Source organism: Hyphomicrobium nitrativorans NL23, assembly GCF_000503895.1.
GTDB classification, from domain to species: domain Bacteria; phylum Pseudomonadota; class Alphaproteobacteria; order Rhizobiales; family Hyphomicrobiaceae; genus Hyphomicrobium_C; species Hyphomicrobium_C nitrativorans.
This window is the reverse complement of sequence record NC_022997.1, coordinates 3,203,220-3,216,872: the sequence shown is the minus strand read 5'-3', so window position 1 is coordinate 3,216,872 and position 13,653 is coordinate 3,203,220. Positions and strand designations below refer to the sequence as shown.

Here is a 13,653-nt window from a genome sequence, read left to right as displayed (position 1 = left end):
TTACGCCGCTACCGCCCGCCCGGCACGCGCACCCACCCGCTGGAGCCGAGATGCTCCTGCGGCTGATAGCGCGTTTTGTAGCTCATCTTGCGCGAGCCCTCGATCCAGTAGCCGAGGTAGAGGTACGGCAACCCGAGCCGGCGCGCATAGTCGATGTGCTCCAGGATCATGTAGGTGCCGAGGCTGCGCGCCTCCTCGAACGGCTCGTAGAAGCTGTACACCATCGAAATGCCGTCGGAGAGCCGGTCGCACAGCGCAACCGCTGTGAGCGGCCACGTCTCCTCGCGCGTGTCGAGCGCATAATCGGGCTTCGCGCGGTATTCGGTGAGGAAGGTGCGCACCACGCTGTCCTCCACCATCATCGCGTAGTCGAGCACCGTCATGTCGGCCATGCCGCCATCCGAGTGGCGCGCGTCGATGTAATTGCGGAACAGGCTGAATTGTTCTGATGTCGGGATCGCGGAGACACGCCGGCTCACGAGATCGCGATTGCGTTCGAGCGTGCGGCGCATGGAGCGGCCCGGCGCGAATTCGTCCACGACGATCCGCACGGAGACGCACGCGTGGCAGCCCTCGCAATAGGGCATGTAGGCGATGTTCTGGCTGCGCCGGAAACCGCCCTTGAGGAGGTTGTCGATGAGCGCCAGCGGTTTATCGTTGGTCAGGTGGGTAAAGAGCTTGCGCTCGAGTCTGCCCGGCAAATAGGGGCACGGCTGCGAAGTGGTGACGTAGAACTCCGGAAAGTGCTTTTGCTGTTCCGTCATTCCATTCCATCCTCGCCGCTCGGAGTTGCCCACCAGTGCTGCGCTGAAAGTGCTGCGCTGATCGAGCGGCGGTGAGCCCGGCGGGTGCGGGGGCCGATCTCAATCGAACGATCAGGATAGTCGAGCGGACCAATCCCGATCAAGCACAACGCCAGCCGGGTCGTCATCACGGTGCCGACGACGGTAAAGGGCGGGCCTTAGCCCTTCTGACCCTTGGTTTCTGTCGCGCCATGAGCGGCGGAGGCTTCGATGAAGGCGATGATCTCGCCGGCCACGTCCACATTCGTCGCCCGTTCGATGCCCTTGAGGCCTGGAGAGGCGTTCACCTCGACCACCATCGGCCCGCGGTTCGAGCGCAGCATGTCGACGCCAGCCACGTTGAGGCCCAGGACGGACGCCGCATGCACGGCGGTCGATTGCTCCTCCTCCGTAATGTTGGCCTCCGCCGTGATGCCGCCGCGGTGCAAGTTCGAGCGGAACTCGCCGGTCTTGCCGACGCGCTCCATCGCCGCCACCACCCGTCCGCCGACCACGAGCGCGCGCACGTCGCGGCCCTCCGCTTCGGCGATGTATTCCTGCACCAGGATGTTGATGTTGGCGGCGCTGAACGCTTCCACGATCGATTTGGCGGACGCTTCGGTCTCGGCCAGGATCACGCCCATGCCTTGGGTTCCCTCGACGAGCTTGATGACCACCGGCGTGCCGCCCACCTCCTTGATGACATCCTCCGCCTTGCGCGGCCCGTGCGCGAACGCCGTCACCGGAAGCCCGATACCGGCTCGCGCCAGGAGCTGTAACGCGCGAAGTTTGTCGCGAGCCCGCCCGATGGCGACGCTCTCGTTGAGCGGAAACACGCCCTGCATCTCGAACTGCCGGAGCACGGCCAGGCCGTAATGGGTGATCGAAGCCCCGATGCGCGGGATCACGGCGTCATAGAGCGGCAGCGACTTGCCGCCATAGCGCAGCACCGGCCGGTTGGAGGTGATGTTCATGTGGACGTGAAGCGTGTTGATCACGTCCAAGGTATGCCCACGCGCTTCCGCCGCCTCGACGAGGCGCTGATGCGAGTAGAGGCCCGCATTCCGGGCCAGCATGGCAAGACGCATGGAAAGGCCTGTCGGATGGCTCTCGCGCCGTTACGGCGCGAGCGAACGCTGACGGCGAAATTCGGTCTTATTTTTGGCTGCCGCCCGGCTTTTCCGCCGAGCCCCGTCCCATCAATCCGGCAATGGCGGGAGGCGGCGTCGTCGAGCGGCGCGGCGGCGTGCGCGCGCCCGTACCGGAAGACGCAGGCGGAGGTGCACCGCGCGGACGCGACGGTGCGGATGGCTCTTCCGCATACCTGTCCTCGGGCCCCGGCAGCGGGGAGCCGAAATCGCGCGCGCGTGGCGCGCCGCGTTCCGCGAGCGCCTGGAAGCGGCCGATGAAATATCCCGCAGCGAACGCCGCGGCTCCGATAAGAATGAGGGGAACGAGATCCACAAGAGACATCGGCGCTATCCTGTCGACGGCCGCGGCGGCTGGTCCGCACCCGCGCGCAGTTGAAGTACGGATGGAATCCTAATGCAGCCGATAGGTCTTCGGCAACCGTGCCCCGATCTGCTGCGGCGGCCCCGATTTGCTGCGGCGGAACGTCAGAGGTCGATGGGGATCAGCCGGGCCGGTGCGTCCAGCGGCATGTTGGCCGTCGCCGGCGAGGCGTCCAGGTCGGGGTCGATTGAAGCGTAGGTCAGCCAGGCAAGACTGCCCATCGCCACCATCAGAATGGCGATCCCGACGAGCGTGCGCTTGAGAAACCAGCCGAGCGTGACCGGCGGCAAAGAATCATGCTGCACCGGCTGTGCGTCGTCGGCACCGATTGCCATCAATATCCCCCAGGATGCGGCTCGGGGGAGATCGCCCGGCACGCGCGGTATACACAATAAAAACCTTGCGGGAGAACCGTCCGGTCCCCACCGTCCCATATTTACCATCATGGGAAGAGGTTCGGCTTTGGGTCAAGAGGCCGATTCGGGTTTGCCGACATTACCCGCCCGGGCGTGCTGTCGAAGCCACTGTCAGGGTATCCGAAGCGCATTCGAGCCCCGCGTTCACGTGCCCTGGCGCGGCACGCGCCCCTTTCTCGTATGATGGCGCGCATGAGCAACACCGACAGTCGGCCGCCCTCGGCGGGACGCATGAGCCGTCTGACCGCCGCCCTGGCGGTCGGTCTTGTCGTGGCCTTGGCGGCCGGAGGGGGGCTGTCTTTCCGCGACGCGACCGCAACGGCCGGACCCGCCGCAAGCCCAGGCCGCGATGCCGTCTGGCGGACGATCTTTGCGCGGCCGGCATCCGCTCCGCAATCCGCCCCGTCCACGCCAGCGCAGATTGCGCTCGGCCATGACCTGTTCCACGACCCACGCCTGTCCGGGAACGGTTCGGCGTCCTGCGCGACCTGCCACCAACCCGAGCGCGCCTTCACCGACGGCCGGCCGAAGGGGCAGGGCCTGGACGGCAGCACGCTGCCGCGAAACGTACCGGGGCTTTACGATCTGGCGTGGGGGACGTCGTTCTTCTGGGATGGCCGCGCGCCGACACTGGCCGCCCAGGCACGTTTTCCGATCCTGGCTGAAGACGAGATGGCCGGCGATTTCCCGACCATCCTCCAGCGGCTCGGCGCGGACGCGGATATGACCTCGCGCATTGCGGCGGCCTTCCCAGGTTCGGGTGGCGTCACGGAAGAGGCGATCCTGGCCGCGCTCGCAACCTACGTCGGCTCGCTGGCATCGCCCGCCGCCCGCTTCGACCGCTGGATCGAAGGCGACGACGGCGCGCTCGATGCTGAGGAACGCCAGGGCTTCGCCCTCTTCGTCGGAAAAGCGGGTTGCGTGTCGTGCCACGGCGGCTGGCGCTTGACCGACGACGGCTTCCACGACATCGGCCTTGCGGGCGACGATCTCGGACGCGACGGCCGCCGCCAGTTCAAGACACCGTCGCTGCGAGAAGCCGTCCACACCGCGCCGTATATGCACGACGGATCGCTCGCGACGCTGGATGACGTCGTAGAGCATTACACGGGACGCTTGATCGTTCGCCCCTCGCTCGCGCCGACCGTCGTACGCGATCTCACGCTGTCGGAGAGCGAGAAAGCCGCCCTCGTTGCGTTTCTTCGAACGCTTTCCAGCGAAAAAACGATCACGACCCCGTGAATTCTGTGAGGCAACTCGTCCCATGATCGAAAACGCGCGGGCCCGGACGTTTGGCCCACATAGTTCGTGGAGGCTTTGTTTTTGTTTCGTTTCGTCCAAATTCGTTCGTTTCGCATTCGGCGATAAAAACGGCGATGGCTAAAATAGTGGCGTTTCGTGCTCAATATCGCAACTTGCGGCGGCGTGATTCGCCGCATACCGTTAGACCAACTACAAGAATAAAAATGGGATGACGCGACCTCAGGGCTTATCGGCCGCGAAAGCGGTGTACTCGATCGCAGGGGTTCGCAATGCTGGAGCTGGTCATCTCCGTTTGTCTTTTGGACGATCCCAATCGCTGCAAAGACGTTTCTCTCACCTACATGGCCGATGGCGCCAGTTCGCGCCAATGCATGATGATGAGCCCCGTCGAAATTTCGAAATGGAATGAAGCGAACCCGAAGTGGTACGCGAAAAAGTGGACGTGCCGTCCCGCAGGCCGTTTCGTAAACATCTGATGCGATCCGCGTGAAAAGGTCGAGCGGGAGAGTGCCCGCGCGACGTGCTCTTCGCGTGCCGACGCCGTGCGGAGTTCGCTCCGATTCCATCGGATCGGAAAACGCTCTAAACTGCGGCCTTCGTTCCTACGGTTGGGGGCTGCTTCATGCGCACCATTTGCTGCCTGACTTTCTTCTTGCTCGGCGCCGTTGGCATGACGGTGCCCGCCATGAGCCAGCAGATCGTGAAACCCGAGCTCGGGTCCGCTCTTCGCGCCGAGATCCTCGACGCGGCCCGCCCCGTCTTCGAGCGCGAAACCGGCGGACCCGTGGAGTTCGTGATCAATACCTTGAACGTGCTCGACACCTGGGCCTACGGCAACGTCCGGCTGCAACGGCCGGGTGGCGGACGGATCGACTGGAGCCGCACGAAGTACGCCGAGGCCGATGCGGAAGGCATGTTCGATCCAGCAGGAAACCAATTCCTGCTGCGCAAAAGCGATGCGGGGGAATGGATGCTCGTCGAGTATGCCCTCGGCCCCACGGATGTCGCGTGGGATTGGTGGCGCCAGCAGCTCAATCTGCCCGAAGCGCTCTTCACGAACTGAGCGCCCGAACCTCGCGTCCTATCTGTTGGTGAGCTTTAGCTCGATGCGCCGGTTGCGGCGCAGGCTGTCCTCGTCGACCCCGGATTCGAGCGGCTGGAATTCGCCGTGGCCCGCCGCGACGAGGTTTTCCGCCGGCACGCCCCGCTGCACCAGATACTTGACGACGGAGACGGCGCGCGCGGTCGAAAGCTCCCAGTTGGAGGGGAACTGCGCGCTCGCAATGGGGCGGATGTCGGTGTGGCCGTCCACCTGCAGCGCCCATTTGATCTCGGGCGGAATGGTCTTCGCGAGATCGCGAATGGCGGCCGCGAGTTGATCCATGGCGCCGAAGCCCTCGGCCGTCAGCATCGCCTGGCCGGACGGAAACAGCACCTCGGATTCGAACACGAAGCGGTCGCCGACGACGCGGATGTCCTTCCGGTCCTGCAACAGTTCGCGCAGCCGCCCGAAGAAGTCGGAACGGTAGCGCTGCAACTCCTGCACCTGCCGCGCGAGTGCCGCGTTGAGCCGCGCGCCGAGGTCCTTGATCCGGTCCTGACTGTCCTGGTCCTTCTTCTCGGAGGCTTCGAGCGCATCGTTGAGCGCCGCAATCTGCCGCCTCAGTGCCAGCATCTGTTGATTGAGGAGATCGACCTTTGCCAGCGCCTCGTTGCTGATCTCCTTCTGCTGGTCGAGTTCGACGGTAAGAGTTTGAATGCGTCCCTCGGCCGTCTTGGCCTTCTCGTCGCCTGAGAGCGCAAAGCCCGATAGCTTTTGATGCTCGTCCTTGAGATCCGAGAGCGTGGCCTGCAACGAGGCAAGCTCGTCCTCGGCCGAGCGCGACTTGCCCTTTTCGAGCGAGAGCAGATTGGTCAGTTCCGCGATCTGCCGGTTGAGGCGCTGAAGCGCGGTGTCTTTTCCGCTCGCTTCCTGCATGGCGAAATACTGCGACAGCATGAAGATCGACATGAGGAACATGACGACGAGCAGCAGCGTGGAGAGCACATCCACATACGCTGGCCAGAACTCGCCGTACTCGCTGTTGTGCCGCCGCGAACGCCCGCCCGCCATTCTAATTGCCTCGCTTCAGCATGTTCGTCGCGAGTTCGCGCAGCACGCTCGTCACTTCCGCCTGCTGAGAGGCCTGCTCGTCCACCCACTCGCGCACGACCTTTTGCTCGGCGCGCATTTGGGTGACGAGCTGGTTCACGCCACGGGCGAGGTCGCGCACCGGCGCGTCTCCTTCGGGTGAGTACGAGCCGCCTGAAAGCGCAGCACCTCCCTTGAGCTGCGTCGAAAGATCCTCCACCGCGCGCTGCATCTCGTACACCGCCGAAATGAGCTGCTGGCTGGCTTTCTCCGTCGCGCTCGACGAGCCGGGCGTGAGCTCCGTCATGCCGGACAGCCATTCTTCGAGCTCGTTGTAGAAACGGTTGTTGGCGTGTCCCGCCTGAAGCTGCAGGAAACCGAGAATGAGCGAGCCCGCGAGGCCGAGCAGCGAGGACGAGAACGCCGTGCCCATGCCGCGCAGCGGCGCGGCCAAACCGGCCTTGAGTTCGTCGAACACGGCAACCGTTTCCGTCGAGGTATCGAGCGAGCCGATCACGCGCCCCACCGATTGGATCGTGTCGAGAAGGCCCCAGAACGTGCCGAGCAGGCCGAGGAACACGAGCAGGCCCACCATGTAGCGGCCGGTGTCGCGCGCTTCGTCGAGGCGCGAGCCGAGGCTGTCCATGATGGTCCGCATCGAGACCGTGGAAAGCGAGAGCGCACCCGTCCTGTCGCGCAGCATGGTCGCCATCGGCGCGAGCAGCACCGGCTGATGGTCGCCCGATATGCCGGGATCGGAAATACGGAACGCGTTGATGAAGCGGATTTCCGGATAGAGACGGATCACCTGCCGGAACGAATAGATGATGCCGAGAAAGAGTACGCCGAGGATGAGACCGTTGAGCCCGGGGTTCGTCATCGCGGCCACGATGAGCATTTCGTGCAGGATGGCGGCGAGGAAGGCGACGAGCGTCAGGAAGACGAGCATACGGATCAGGAAGATGCCCGGCGCCGTCATCTTCTTGTGCATTGGGGCCAACGTGGGGTCGGGTCTCTTGCGTGCCATTCCAGGTCTCCGGCCGTGCGGTCGATGAGGCCACGTCCTCGCGCGAGAGCGTCGTCGAATGCGCGAGGTGCGGCCGGGCGCCCGACCATAACCGAACCCCATGCCAGCGGAAACCGGCAACATCGTGCTTGGCGCGTTTGGAATGGGGCGGATTTGCGGCACACGGAGACGCGGCGCCCGACAAGTGCTCCGGCGGTATTCGTCAGAACTCAGACGAGGCGGCCGAGTGCGGCACGCAACTCGGGGCCGAGGTCCTCGCGTTCGAGTGCATAGGCCACGTTCGCGAGCAGAAAACCGATCTTCGATCCGCAGTCGTAGATCGCTCCGTCGAAGCGCACGGCGCGAAACGCGCCCGGCTTCTCCCGCTGAAGGGCAATCATGGCATCGGTGAGCTGAATTTCTCCCCCCGCGCCGGCCTCCTGTTTGGCGAGCAGCGAGAAAATTTCAGGTTCGAGCACATAGCGTCCTGTGACGTGCAGGTTCGAGGGGGCGGCGCCCTTCGGCGGCTTCTCGACCATCTCCGTGATCGGGCTCACTTTCGCGCTGCGGTCCTCGACACCCACAATGCCATAGAGATGCGTCTGGTCATCCGGTACCGGCGAGACGGCCACGAGGTTTCCGCCTGTTTCCTCGTAAGCGTCGATCATCTCCTTAAGGCACGGCACGGGCCCGTGATGCAGCATGTCGGGCAGGAGCACCGCAAACGGCTCGTCGCCCACGATCTCGCGCGCGCACCACACGGCATGACCGAGGCCGCGCGGCGCCTGTTGGCGCGTGAAGCTCGTTTGCCCGGCGCCCGGAAGCTCGGCGAGCAATTCGTCGAGCGCTTCCGTCTTCTTCTTGTCGGAGAGCGTGCGTTCGAGTTCGAACTGGTGGTCGAAGTGATCTTCGATGGCGCTCTTGCCCCGTCCCGTCACGAACACGAAGTGCTCGATGCCCGCCGCGCGCGCTTCGTTGACGACGTGTTGGATGACGGGCCGGTCCACGACCGTCAGCATCTCCTTCGGCACCGCCTTCGTTGCGGGCAAAAAGCGGGTTCCGAGCCCGGCGACGGGAAACACGGCTTTACGGATGCGCTTCGGCTTGGACATGGAGACCCCAGGAACGTTTCGAGTGACGTTTGCGATGTGGATGCGACGCAGGAAGGAGAGGAGAGCAGGCAAGGGTTGAAATACTGAGAATTTGGCAGAGTTCGGACGAAATGGGTGAATGAGGACGAATTTGACGCCGGATGATCGGCGTGCAGGCGCTCCCGGCTCCCGCTTTCGCGGCCGGGGGCAAAACCCGGGGCGTGAGAAAGGGTTCCATGCCGCGCGCCAATCCCGTAAAGCCTTTTCCGTAATGAACGGGGTCGTAAAAAAGCCCCGAATCCACGTGAGGGGGGAAACGGATTTCGGCTGTCGCAACAGCGCGCGTCATCGAAAGCTGGCGACGCTCATCTGAAAGGCAATTTCCGCGGCATGGTCCTGACGTCTGACGCACGCGCCCCATCGGGTTCCTCTGTCATCGTACGGAGCATGGTTTGCGCGCTGATGCTCGTCGTCGCGCTCGCGATGCCGAGAGCTGCCAAGGCAGACGCCAATCTCGAAGCCTGGCTCGCCGCGCTGAGAACGGAAGCCGAGGCCGCGGGCGTCTCGCGCGCGACGTTCGATGCCGCGATGAAAGGCTTCAAGCCCGACCTCAAGCTTCCCGATCTCGTTCTGCCGGGCCGCCCCAAGAACGACGCACGCGGCCAGGCGGAATTCACGCGCGCACCCTCGGAATACCTGGATCGCGCCTATCTCATGCGCCTCGCGAAGCAGGGTCAGGAGCTGCTTCGTCAGCATGAGAAGACGCTCGAAAAGATCGAGCGCGACATCGGCGTCGACCGCTACTCCGTGCTCGCCATCTGGGGCCGCGAAACGTCGTTCGGCCGCCACAAGCTCGGCCATGACGCGATCACCGCGCTCGCGACGCAAGCCTATCTCGGCCGTCGCAAGGAGATGTTCCGCGACGAGCTGATCGCAGCGCTGCGGATGCTGGAATCCGGCGTGCCGCGCTCCCTCATGCGCTCGTCGTGGGCGGGCGCGGTGGGGCTCACGCAATTCATGCCGACCGAATATTTCATCCACGCCTACGACCTCGACGGCGACGGAAAGACAGATATCTGGCACTCGGTGCCGGATGCGCTTGCCTCCGCCGCCATGCAGCTCAAGGGCAAAGGCTGGGTGCCCGGCCAGACGTGGGGCTATGAGGTGAAACTTACGGGGGCCGCCGATTGCGCCTATGAAGGCCCGACGCAGGCGCGCACCATCGCCGAATGGAACGAGCTCGGCTTCAAGCGCGCCAACGGCAAGCCGTGGACCGAAAAGCAGCTCACGCTCCAAGCGTATGTGATGAGCCCGGCCGGCGGATACGGTCCGACCTTCCTCGCGCTCGAAAACTTCCAGGTGATCCGCCGTTACAACATGTCGGATCTCTATGCGGTGTTCGTCGGCCATCTGGCGGACCGCATCGCCGGCGGAGGGGATTTCGTGACCCCCTGGGGCGGCATCGCGGCCCAGAAAACCTCGCATATCGAGGAAATTCAGACCCGCCTCAAGGCGGCGGGCTACGAGATTTCCATCGTCGACGGCAAGATCGGCTCCAACACCCGCAAGAATGTGGGGCTCTACGAGCGCGCCAACAATCTGAAGGTTGACTGTTGGCCGTCCGATGCCGTTCTTAAGCACATGCGTTCGTCTGCTTCGCGCTGAGGCCGCATCCGCGCGCCTGGAGCACAACGATTGCCGGAAAAGGCTATGCTCTTTCGTTTCAGGCCCGTTCGTCTCGCGCCAGTTCTGGTCGCTCTTTGCGCTGTGGTCCTGGCCGTGGCCGCGCCTGCTGCCGCCCAGGACGAGCCCACCGGCACGAGCTTTATCAATCCCTTCCCGCCGGGCGACGTCTACAACCTTGTGATCGTGGGCGACGACCTTGCGGACGGACTGCTGGGTGGCGCGCGCGAAGTATTTCAGCGCGATGCCCGCGTCTCGGTCCGCCAAGCCCCGTTGCCGATGAACGGCCTCATGCGGCCGAGCTATCACAATCTGATCGTGCAGGTCGAAGAGGATCTGAAGGCGGCCGCTCCCCAGATCGCGGTCCTGATGATGGGCTCGTGGGACCGTGTCTCCGTCCGCGATGCCTCTGGAAGGCGCCACCGCGTCGGCTCCGATGGCTGGCGCGCCGAATATACGGCCCGTGTCGACCGGCTGCTCAAACTGCTTCGCCGCTACAACGTGGCGGTGTATTGGGCCGGTCTTCCGCCCGCGCGCCGCTACGACTTCAACGAAGACGTGCAGATGATGAACAACATCCTGCGCGAACGGGCCTATCTCAACGGCGCAAAGTACATCGACGTCTACGCCGCCTTCGCCACCGAATCCGGCGGGTACAGTGCCTATGGCCCCGACGTCACCGGCAAAAACCGCCTCCTGCGCTCGGGAGACGGCGTCTATTTCACCTGGGAGGGCAATCGCAAGCTCGCCTACTTCGTGGATCGCGAGGTGCGCCGCGATCTGGCCCAGGCGCAGGCCGACCGCGCCATTCCCCTCGACGGCGGCGAGGCCGAGCAAGCCAAGATCAACCCCGACGCGGTGAAGTTCCAGGATCCGAAGTCCGGGGCATCGGGCGACGGCAACGAGACCGCGGACGCATCCAAGGCGCGTCAGGCGCAGGCGGCGGACGGTGCTGGCGAGCAGAAAGCCGATACGAGCCGGATCAATCTGCGCATCGTAAGCGAGGAGAAGGGCACGGAGGAGGTCGTCACCGTCGAACTGGTGCGCCCGGCCATCCCCGCGTCCGTCATCGCGCTGGTGACGCGTCGTGAAAGCGCCGACCGTCTGTCGCAGATCGGAGAAGCGGTTCTCGACCAGATTCCGGGCGGTCTCACGGTGATGAGCACGGTGGCCCTCGCCGCTGCCCCCGGCACGCCGGGCGCTGCCCGCCGCCGTCTCGCGCCGTCCCAGGCCCCCTATTTTCGCGTGCTTTTCAAAGGCGAGCGTCTAACACCGCAGCCGGGGCGCGCCGACGATACGTCCTGGCCTCGCCCTGAGCCGCCGCCTGCCGCGGCGTACCTCAACGAAGATCCTGTCGAGACGGGCGCGACGACCGCGGCGGAGGTTGCTGAGCCGGCAGCCAAAGCCAAATCGACAAGGCGCCGGTAGACAGCTCTCGTCGGGCACAAAAAAAGCGTGCAGAGCCGTTGGCCCTGCACGCGTCGCCTCGTTGGAATGACTTAATCCAGATCCGTCGGCTTCTGCGGGCGCCGTCTGTTGCGCTCGGCGCGGGAGGCGGTGTTCTTCTTGTCGACGATCTCGTGGAGCCTGCGGTCGGCCGCGTCGAAAGCGTCCCGGAGCGCGATCTTGAGATCCTCCTGCGCCTGCCCGACGGCCGACTCGTGCGTCACGATCAGTGGCGCGCCTCCGGGAATGCCGATGTCGATCTTGATCTCGTACGTCTTGCCTTTGTGATGATGCTTGTTCGGGGCCGCCACCACCACCCGGCAGTGGGTCATGCGGTCGAAGTGCTTTTCGAGCTTGGCCGTGCGTTCGGCGATCTTGGCTTCGATGACGGGACTCTTATCCAAACCTTTAAACGAGATTTCGAGCGGAGTGTTCATATGCTTCCCCGTGATGGTTGGTCCACAAAGCTCCACTTATCAAGCTGGGTATGACCGCGCCCCGGGTCAAGGGTAGAATAGAGGGTCGGACAACCGTCCGATCACGGTCAATACGACCTTTAGGCGAGGTCCGGGACACAGGAAATCAATCCCCGCAGGCGCCGACCTGATCCCCGTCCTGGCATGTGCATTCGAGCGGATCGCTACCCGGTTCGAGTTTTTCGCAAATCTCTTTCGCGCGCTCCCACTCGCTTTTGCTCAAGCACAGGGAATTGGCACCGTCCCGCTCGTCCGGGACAGGAACTTCGTCGGCTTTACACTCGGAGGTGTCGCGCGGCGGCTCCGCCGCCCCGCCCATAAGGGCCAGCGCGATCAGAACGGCTCCCATCGTGCGCATCGTCATTGCCAGACCTCATCGTCTGGGAACGCGCCTCACCGCGGCAGCGTGGTCGTCCCCATCAGGAACGTGTCGATGGCACTCGCCGCCTGCCGACCTTCGCGGATCGCCCACACGACGAGCGACTGCCCGCGCCGCACATCGCCGGCCGCGAACAGCTTGCCGCCGCCTGGCAGCTTATAGTCCTGCTCGTTGGCATCAAGGCCCTTGAAGCGCCCACGTGCGACCGGCTCCAGCCCGAGCGCGGAGAACACGCCGCCGTCCGTCGGTCCCGAGAAGCCCATGGCGAACAGCACGAGGTCCGCATCGAGCTTCGTCTCCGTGCCGGGCACTGGCTGGAGCTTGTTGTCCACGTGGACGTAGTTGATCGCCGTCACGCGGCCGTTCTCGCCGGAGAAGCCGGTCGTGGAGACAGAGTATTCGACGTCCGCGCCTTCGGCCTGCGAGGTCGAGACCCTGAGCTTGAGCGGCCAGTTGGGCCACGACAGCGCCTTGTTCTCGCGCACAGGCGGCTTCGGCATGATCTCGAACTGCGTGACCGACTTCGCACCCTGCCGGATCGACGTGCCGATGCAGTCGGAGCCCGTGTCGCCGCCGCCGATGACGATGACATTCTTGCCCTTGGCCGAGATCTCCTTGGTGCCGGGAAGCTGCGCTTCTCCCGCCACGCGCCGGTTCTGCTGCGTGAGGAAATCCATCGCGTAATGGATGCCGTCGAGATCGCGCCCCGGGGCGTTCGCGAAAAAGTCGAACGGGGTCTCCGATCCCATGGCCAGCAGCACGGCGTCATATTTGGCATCGAGATCGGCAGCCGAGATATCGCGCCCGACCGCCACGTTGAGATGGAAGACCACGCCTTCCGCTTCCATCTGCGCCTGTCGGCGCGCGATGATCTGCTTTTCCATCTTGAAGTCGGGAATGCCGTAGGTGAGGAGCCCGCCCGGACGCGCGTTCTTCTCGTAGACGTGCACATCATGACCCGCGCGTGCGAGCTGTTGGGCAGCCGCGAGGCCTGCAGGACCCGAGCCCACGATGGCCACGCTCTTCCCCGTCTTCTTCTCGGGCGGCAGCGCCGTGATCCAGCCCGCGTCCAGCGCCTTGTCCGCGATCGTGCATTCGATGGTTTTGATGGTCACCGGCACGTCGTCGATGTTGAGCGTGCAGGCGGCCTCGCACGGCGCCGGGCAGATGCGCCCCGTCACCTCGGGAAAGTTGTTGGTCGAGTGCAGATTGAGCGCGGCCGTCTTCCAGTCGCCCTGAAAGACGAGATCGTTCCAGTCGGGAATCTGGTTGTTGACCGGGCAGCCCGTATGGCAGAACGGGATGCCGCAATCCATGCAGCGCGAGGCTTGCGTTTTGACCTTCGGCTCGCCGAGCGGAACGACGAACTCGTGCCAATGCTTGATGCGCTTTTCCACCGGCTCGTACATGCGGTCGGCGCGCTCGAATTCCAGAAACCCCGTTGGCTTTCCCATACCCAGCTCTTCTT

15 protein-coding genes are annotated in these 13,653 nt (G+C 64.4%); 5 read left to right on the top strand and 10 right to left on the bottom strand.

The annotated features are described in order from the left end of the window. Positions 1 to 8: 8 nt before the first annotated feature. From W911_RS15035 to W911_RS15020, 4 genes are all read right to left on the bottom strand, one after another. Complete coding sequence (locus W911_RS15035) at positions 9 to 764, bottom strand: arginyltransferase (protein ID WP_023788393.1); 756 nt, start codon at positions 762 to 764, stop codon at positions 9 to 11. 197 nt (positions 765 to 961) lie between these two features. After that, positions 962 to 1,870 (bottom strand): 30S ribosomal protein S6--L-glutamate ligase, encoded by a 909-nt coding sequence (rimK, locus tag W911_RS15030; RefSeq protein ID WP_023788392.1) that lies wholly within the window; start codon positions 1,868 to 1,870, stop codon positions 962 to 964. Positions 1,871 to 1,937: 67 nt separating this feature from the next. Beyond that, entirely contained in the window at positions 1,938 to 2,255 is a 318-nt protein-coding gene (locus W911_RS15025) for a hypothetical protein (RefSeq protein ID WP_023788391.1), read from the bottom strand. 143 nt (positions 2,256 to 2,398) lie between these two features. Next, on the bottom strand, positions 2,399 to 2,629 hold the full coding sequence (locus tag W911_RS15020) for a hypothetical protein (protein ID WP_023788390.1): 231 nt from the start codon (positions 2,627 to 2,629) through the stop codon (positions 2,399 to 2,401). 312 nt (positions 2,630 to 2,941) lie between these two features. On the opposite strand from W911_RS15020, the gene W911_RS15015 reads away from it, so the two are divergent. The 3 genes from W911_RS15015 (at position 2,942) to W911_RS15005 (ending at position 5,036) form a co-directional block, all read left to right on the top strand. Continuing rightward, positions 2,942 to 3,952 carry a cytochrome-c peroxidase gene (locus W911_RS15015; protein WP_158412872.1) on the top strand — a complete coding sequence of 337 codons (1,011 nt, stop codon included), beginning with the start codon at positions 2,942 to 2,944 and terminating at the stop codon, positions 3,950 to 3,952. A gap of 290 nt (positions 3,953 to 4,242) precedes the next feature. Continuing rightward, positions 4,243 to 4,449, top strand: a complete 207-nt coding sequence (locus tag W911_RS15010; RefSeq protein WP_023788389.1) for a hypothetical protein — start codon at positions 4,243 to 4,245, stop codon at positions 4,447 to 4,449. A 146-nt stretch (positions 4,450 to 4,595) separates the two neighbouring features. Beyond that, positions 4,596 to 5,036: a hypothetical protein gene (locus W911_RS15005; protein ID WP_023788388.1), complete on the top strand. Its 441-nt coding sequence runs from the start codon at positions 4,596 to 4,598 to the stop codon at positions 5,034 to 5,036. Between the two features lie 18 nt (positions 5,037 to 5,054). Here the strand turns inward: W911_RS15005 and W911_RS15000 are convergent, their stop codons facing one another. From W911_RS15000 to galU, 3 genes are all read right to left on the bottom strand, one after another. Next, positions 5,055 to 6,086, bottom strand: a complete 1,032-nt coding sequence (locus tag W911_RS15000) for a peptidoglycan -binding protein (protein WP_023788387.1) — start codon at positions 6,084 to 6,086, stop codon at positions 5,055 to 5,057. Position 6,087: 1 nt separating this feature from the next. Continuing rightward, positions 6,088 to 7,131, bottom strand: a complete 1,044-nt coding sequence (locus W911_RS14995; protein WP_041316644.1) for a hypothetical protein — start codon at positions 7,129 to 7,131, stop codon at positions 6,088 to 6,090. Positions 7,132 to 7,340: 209 nt separating this feature from the next. Continuing rightward, the gene (gene galU, locus W911_RS14990; RefSeq protein WP_023788385.1) at positions 7,341 to 8,222 is read right to left on the bottom strand and encodes a UTP--glucose-1-phosphate uridylyltransferase GalU; all 882 of its coding nucleotides are present in this window, start codon (positions 8,220 to 8,222) and stop codon (positions 7,341 to 7,343) included. Between the two features lie 369 nt (positions 8,223 to 8,591). On the opposite strand from galU, the gene W911_RS14985 reads away from it, so the two are divergent. Then, complete coding sequence (locus tag W911_RS14985) at positions 8,592 to 9,866, top strand: lytic murein transglycosylase (RefSeq protein ID WP_081717760.1); 1,275 nt, start codon at positions 8,592 to 8,594, stop codon at positions 9,864 to 9,866. Between the two features lie 45 nt (positions 9,867 to 9,911). After that, entirely contained in the window at positions 9,912 to 11,312 is a 1,401-nt protein-coding gene (locus W911_RS14980; RefSeq protein ID WP_023788383.1) for an SGNH/GDSL hydrolase family protein, read from the top strand. Between the two features lie 71 nt (positions 11,313 to 11,383). Here the strand turns inward: W911_RS14980 and W911_RS14975 are convergent, their stop codons facing one another. The 3 genes from W911_RS14975 to W911_RS14965 form a co-directional block, all read right to left on the bottom strand. Further along, positions 11,384 to 11,767, bottom strand: a complete 384-nt coding sequence (locus W911_RS14975; RefSeq protein WP_023788382.1) for an HPF/RaiA family ribosome-associated protein — start codon at positions 11,765 to 11,767, stop codon at positions 11,384 to 11,386. Between the two features lie 145 nt (positions 11,768 to 11,912). Then, complete coding sequence (locus W911_RS14970) at positions 11,913 to 12,170, bottom strand: hypothetical protein (RefSeq protein ID WP_023788381.1); 258 nt, start codon at positions 12,168 to 12,170, stop codon at positions 11,913 to 11,915. 29 nt (positions 12,171 to 12,199) lie between these two features. Further along, the gene (locus W911_RS14965) at positions 12,200 to 13,639 is read right to left on the bottom strand and encodes a glutamate synthase subunit beta (protein WP_023788380.1); all 1,440 of its coding nucleotides are present in this window, start codon (positions 13,637 to 13,639) and stop codon (positions 12,200 to 12,202) included. Positions 13,640 to 13,653 lie beyond the last annotated feature (14 nt).

What these genes read in the sequence shown, in the direction of transcription:
- W911_RS15000 (WP_023788387.1), bottom strand. Translation starts at nt 6,086, where the DNA reads ATGGCGGGCGGGCGTTCGCGGCGGCACAACAGCGAGTACGGCGAGTTC.
- W911_RS15015 (WP_158412872.1), top strand. Translation starts at nt 2,942, where the DNA reads ATGAGCCGTCTGACCGCCGCCCTGGCGGTCGGTCTTGTCGTGGCCTTG.
- W911_RS15035 (WP_023788393.1), bottom strand. Translation starts at nt 764, where the DNA reads ATGACGGAACAGCAAAAGCACTTTCCGGAGTTCTACGTCACCACTTCG.
- W911_RS14975 (WP_023788382.1), bottom strand. Translation starts at nt 11,767, where the DNA reads ATGAACACTCCGCTCGAAATCTCGTTTAAAGGTTTGGATAAGAGTCCC.
- W911_RS14995 (WP_041316644.1), bottom strand. Translation starts at nt 7,131, where the DNA reads ATGGCACGCAAGAGACCCGACCCCACGTTGGCCCCAATGCACAAGAAG.
- rimK (WP_023788392.1), bottom strand. Translation starts at nt 1,870, where the DNA reads ATGCGTCTTGCCATGCTGGCCCGGAATGCGGGCCTCTACTCGCATCAG.
- W911_RS14985 (WP_081717760.1), top strand. Translation starts at nt 8,592, where the DNA reads ATGGTCCTGACGTCTGACGCACGCGCCCCATCGGGTTCCTCTGTCATC.
- W911_RS14980 (WP_023788383.1), top strand. Translation starts at nt 9,912, where the DNA reads ATGCTCTTTCGTTTCAGGCCCGTTCGTCTCGCGCCAGTTCTGGTCGCT.
- W911_RS15005 (WP_023788388.1), top strand. Translation starts at nt 4,596, where the DNA reads ATGCGCACCATTTGCTGCCTGACTTTCTTCTTGCTCGGCGCCGTTGGC.
- W911_RS15020 (WP_023788390.1), bottom strand. Translation starts at nt 2,629, where the DNA reads ATGGCAATCGGTGCCGACGACGCACAGCCGGTGCAGCATGATTCTTTG.
- galU (WP_023788385.1), bottom strand. Translation starts at nt 8,222, where the DNA reads ATGTCCAAGCCGAAGCGCATCCGTAAAGCCGTGTTTCCCGTCGCCGGG.
- W911_RS14965 (WP_023788380.1), bottom strand. Translation starts at nt 13,639, where the DNA reads ATGGGAAAGCCAACGGGGTTTCTGGAATTCGAGCGCGCCGACCGCATG.
- W911_RS14970 (WP_023788381.1), bottom strand. Translation starts at nt 12,170, where the DNA reads ATGACGATGCGCACGATGGGAGCCGTTCTGATCGCGCTGGCCCTTATG.
- W911_RS15025 (WP_023788391.1), bottom strand. Translation starts at nt 2,255, where the DNA reads ATGTCTCTTGTGGATCTCGTTCCCCTCATTCTTATCGGAGCCGCGGCG.
- W911_RS15010 (WP_023788389.1), top strand. Translation starts at nt 4,243, where the DNA reads ATGCTGGAGCTGGTCATCTCCGTTTGTCTTTTGGACGATCCCAATCGC.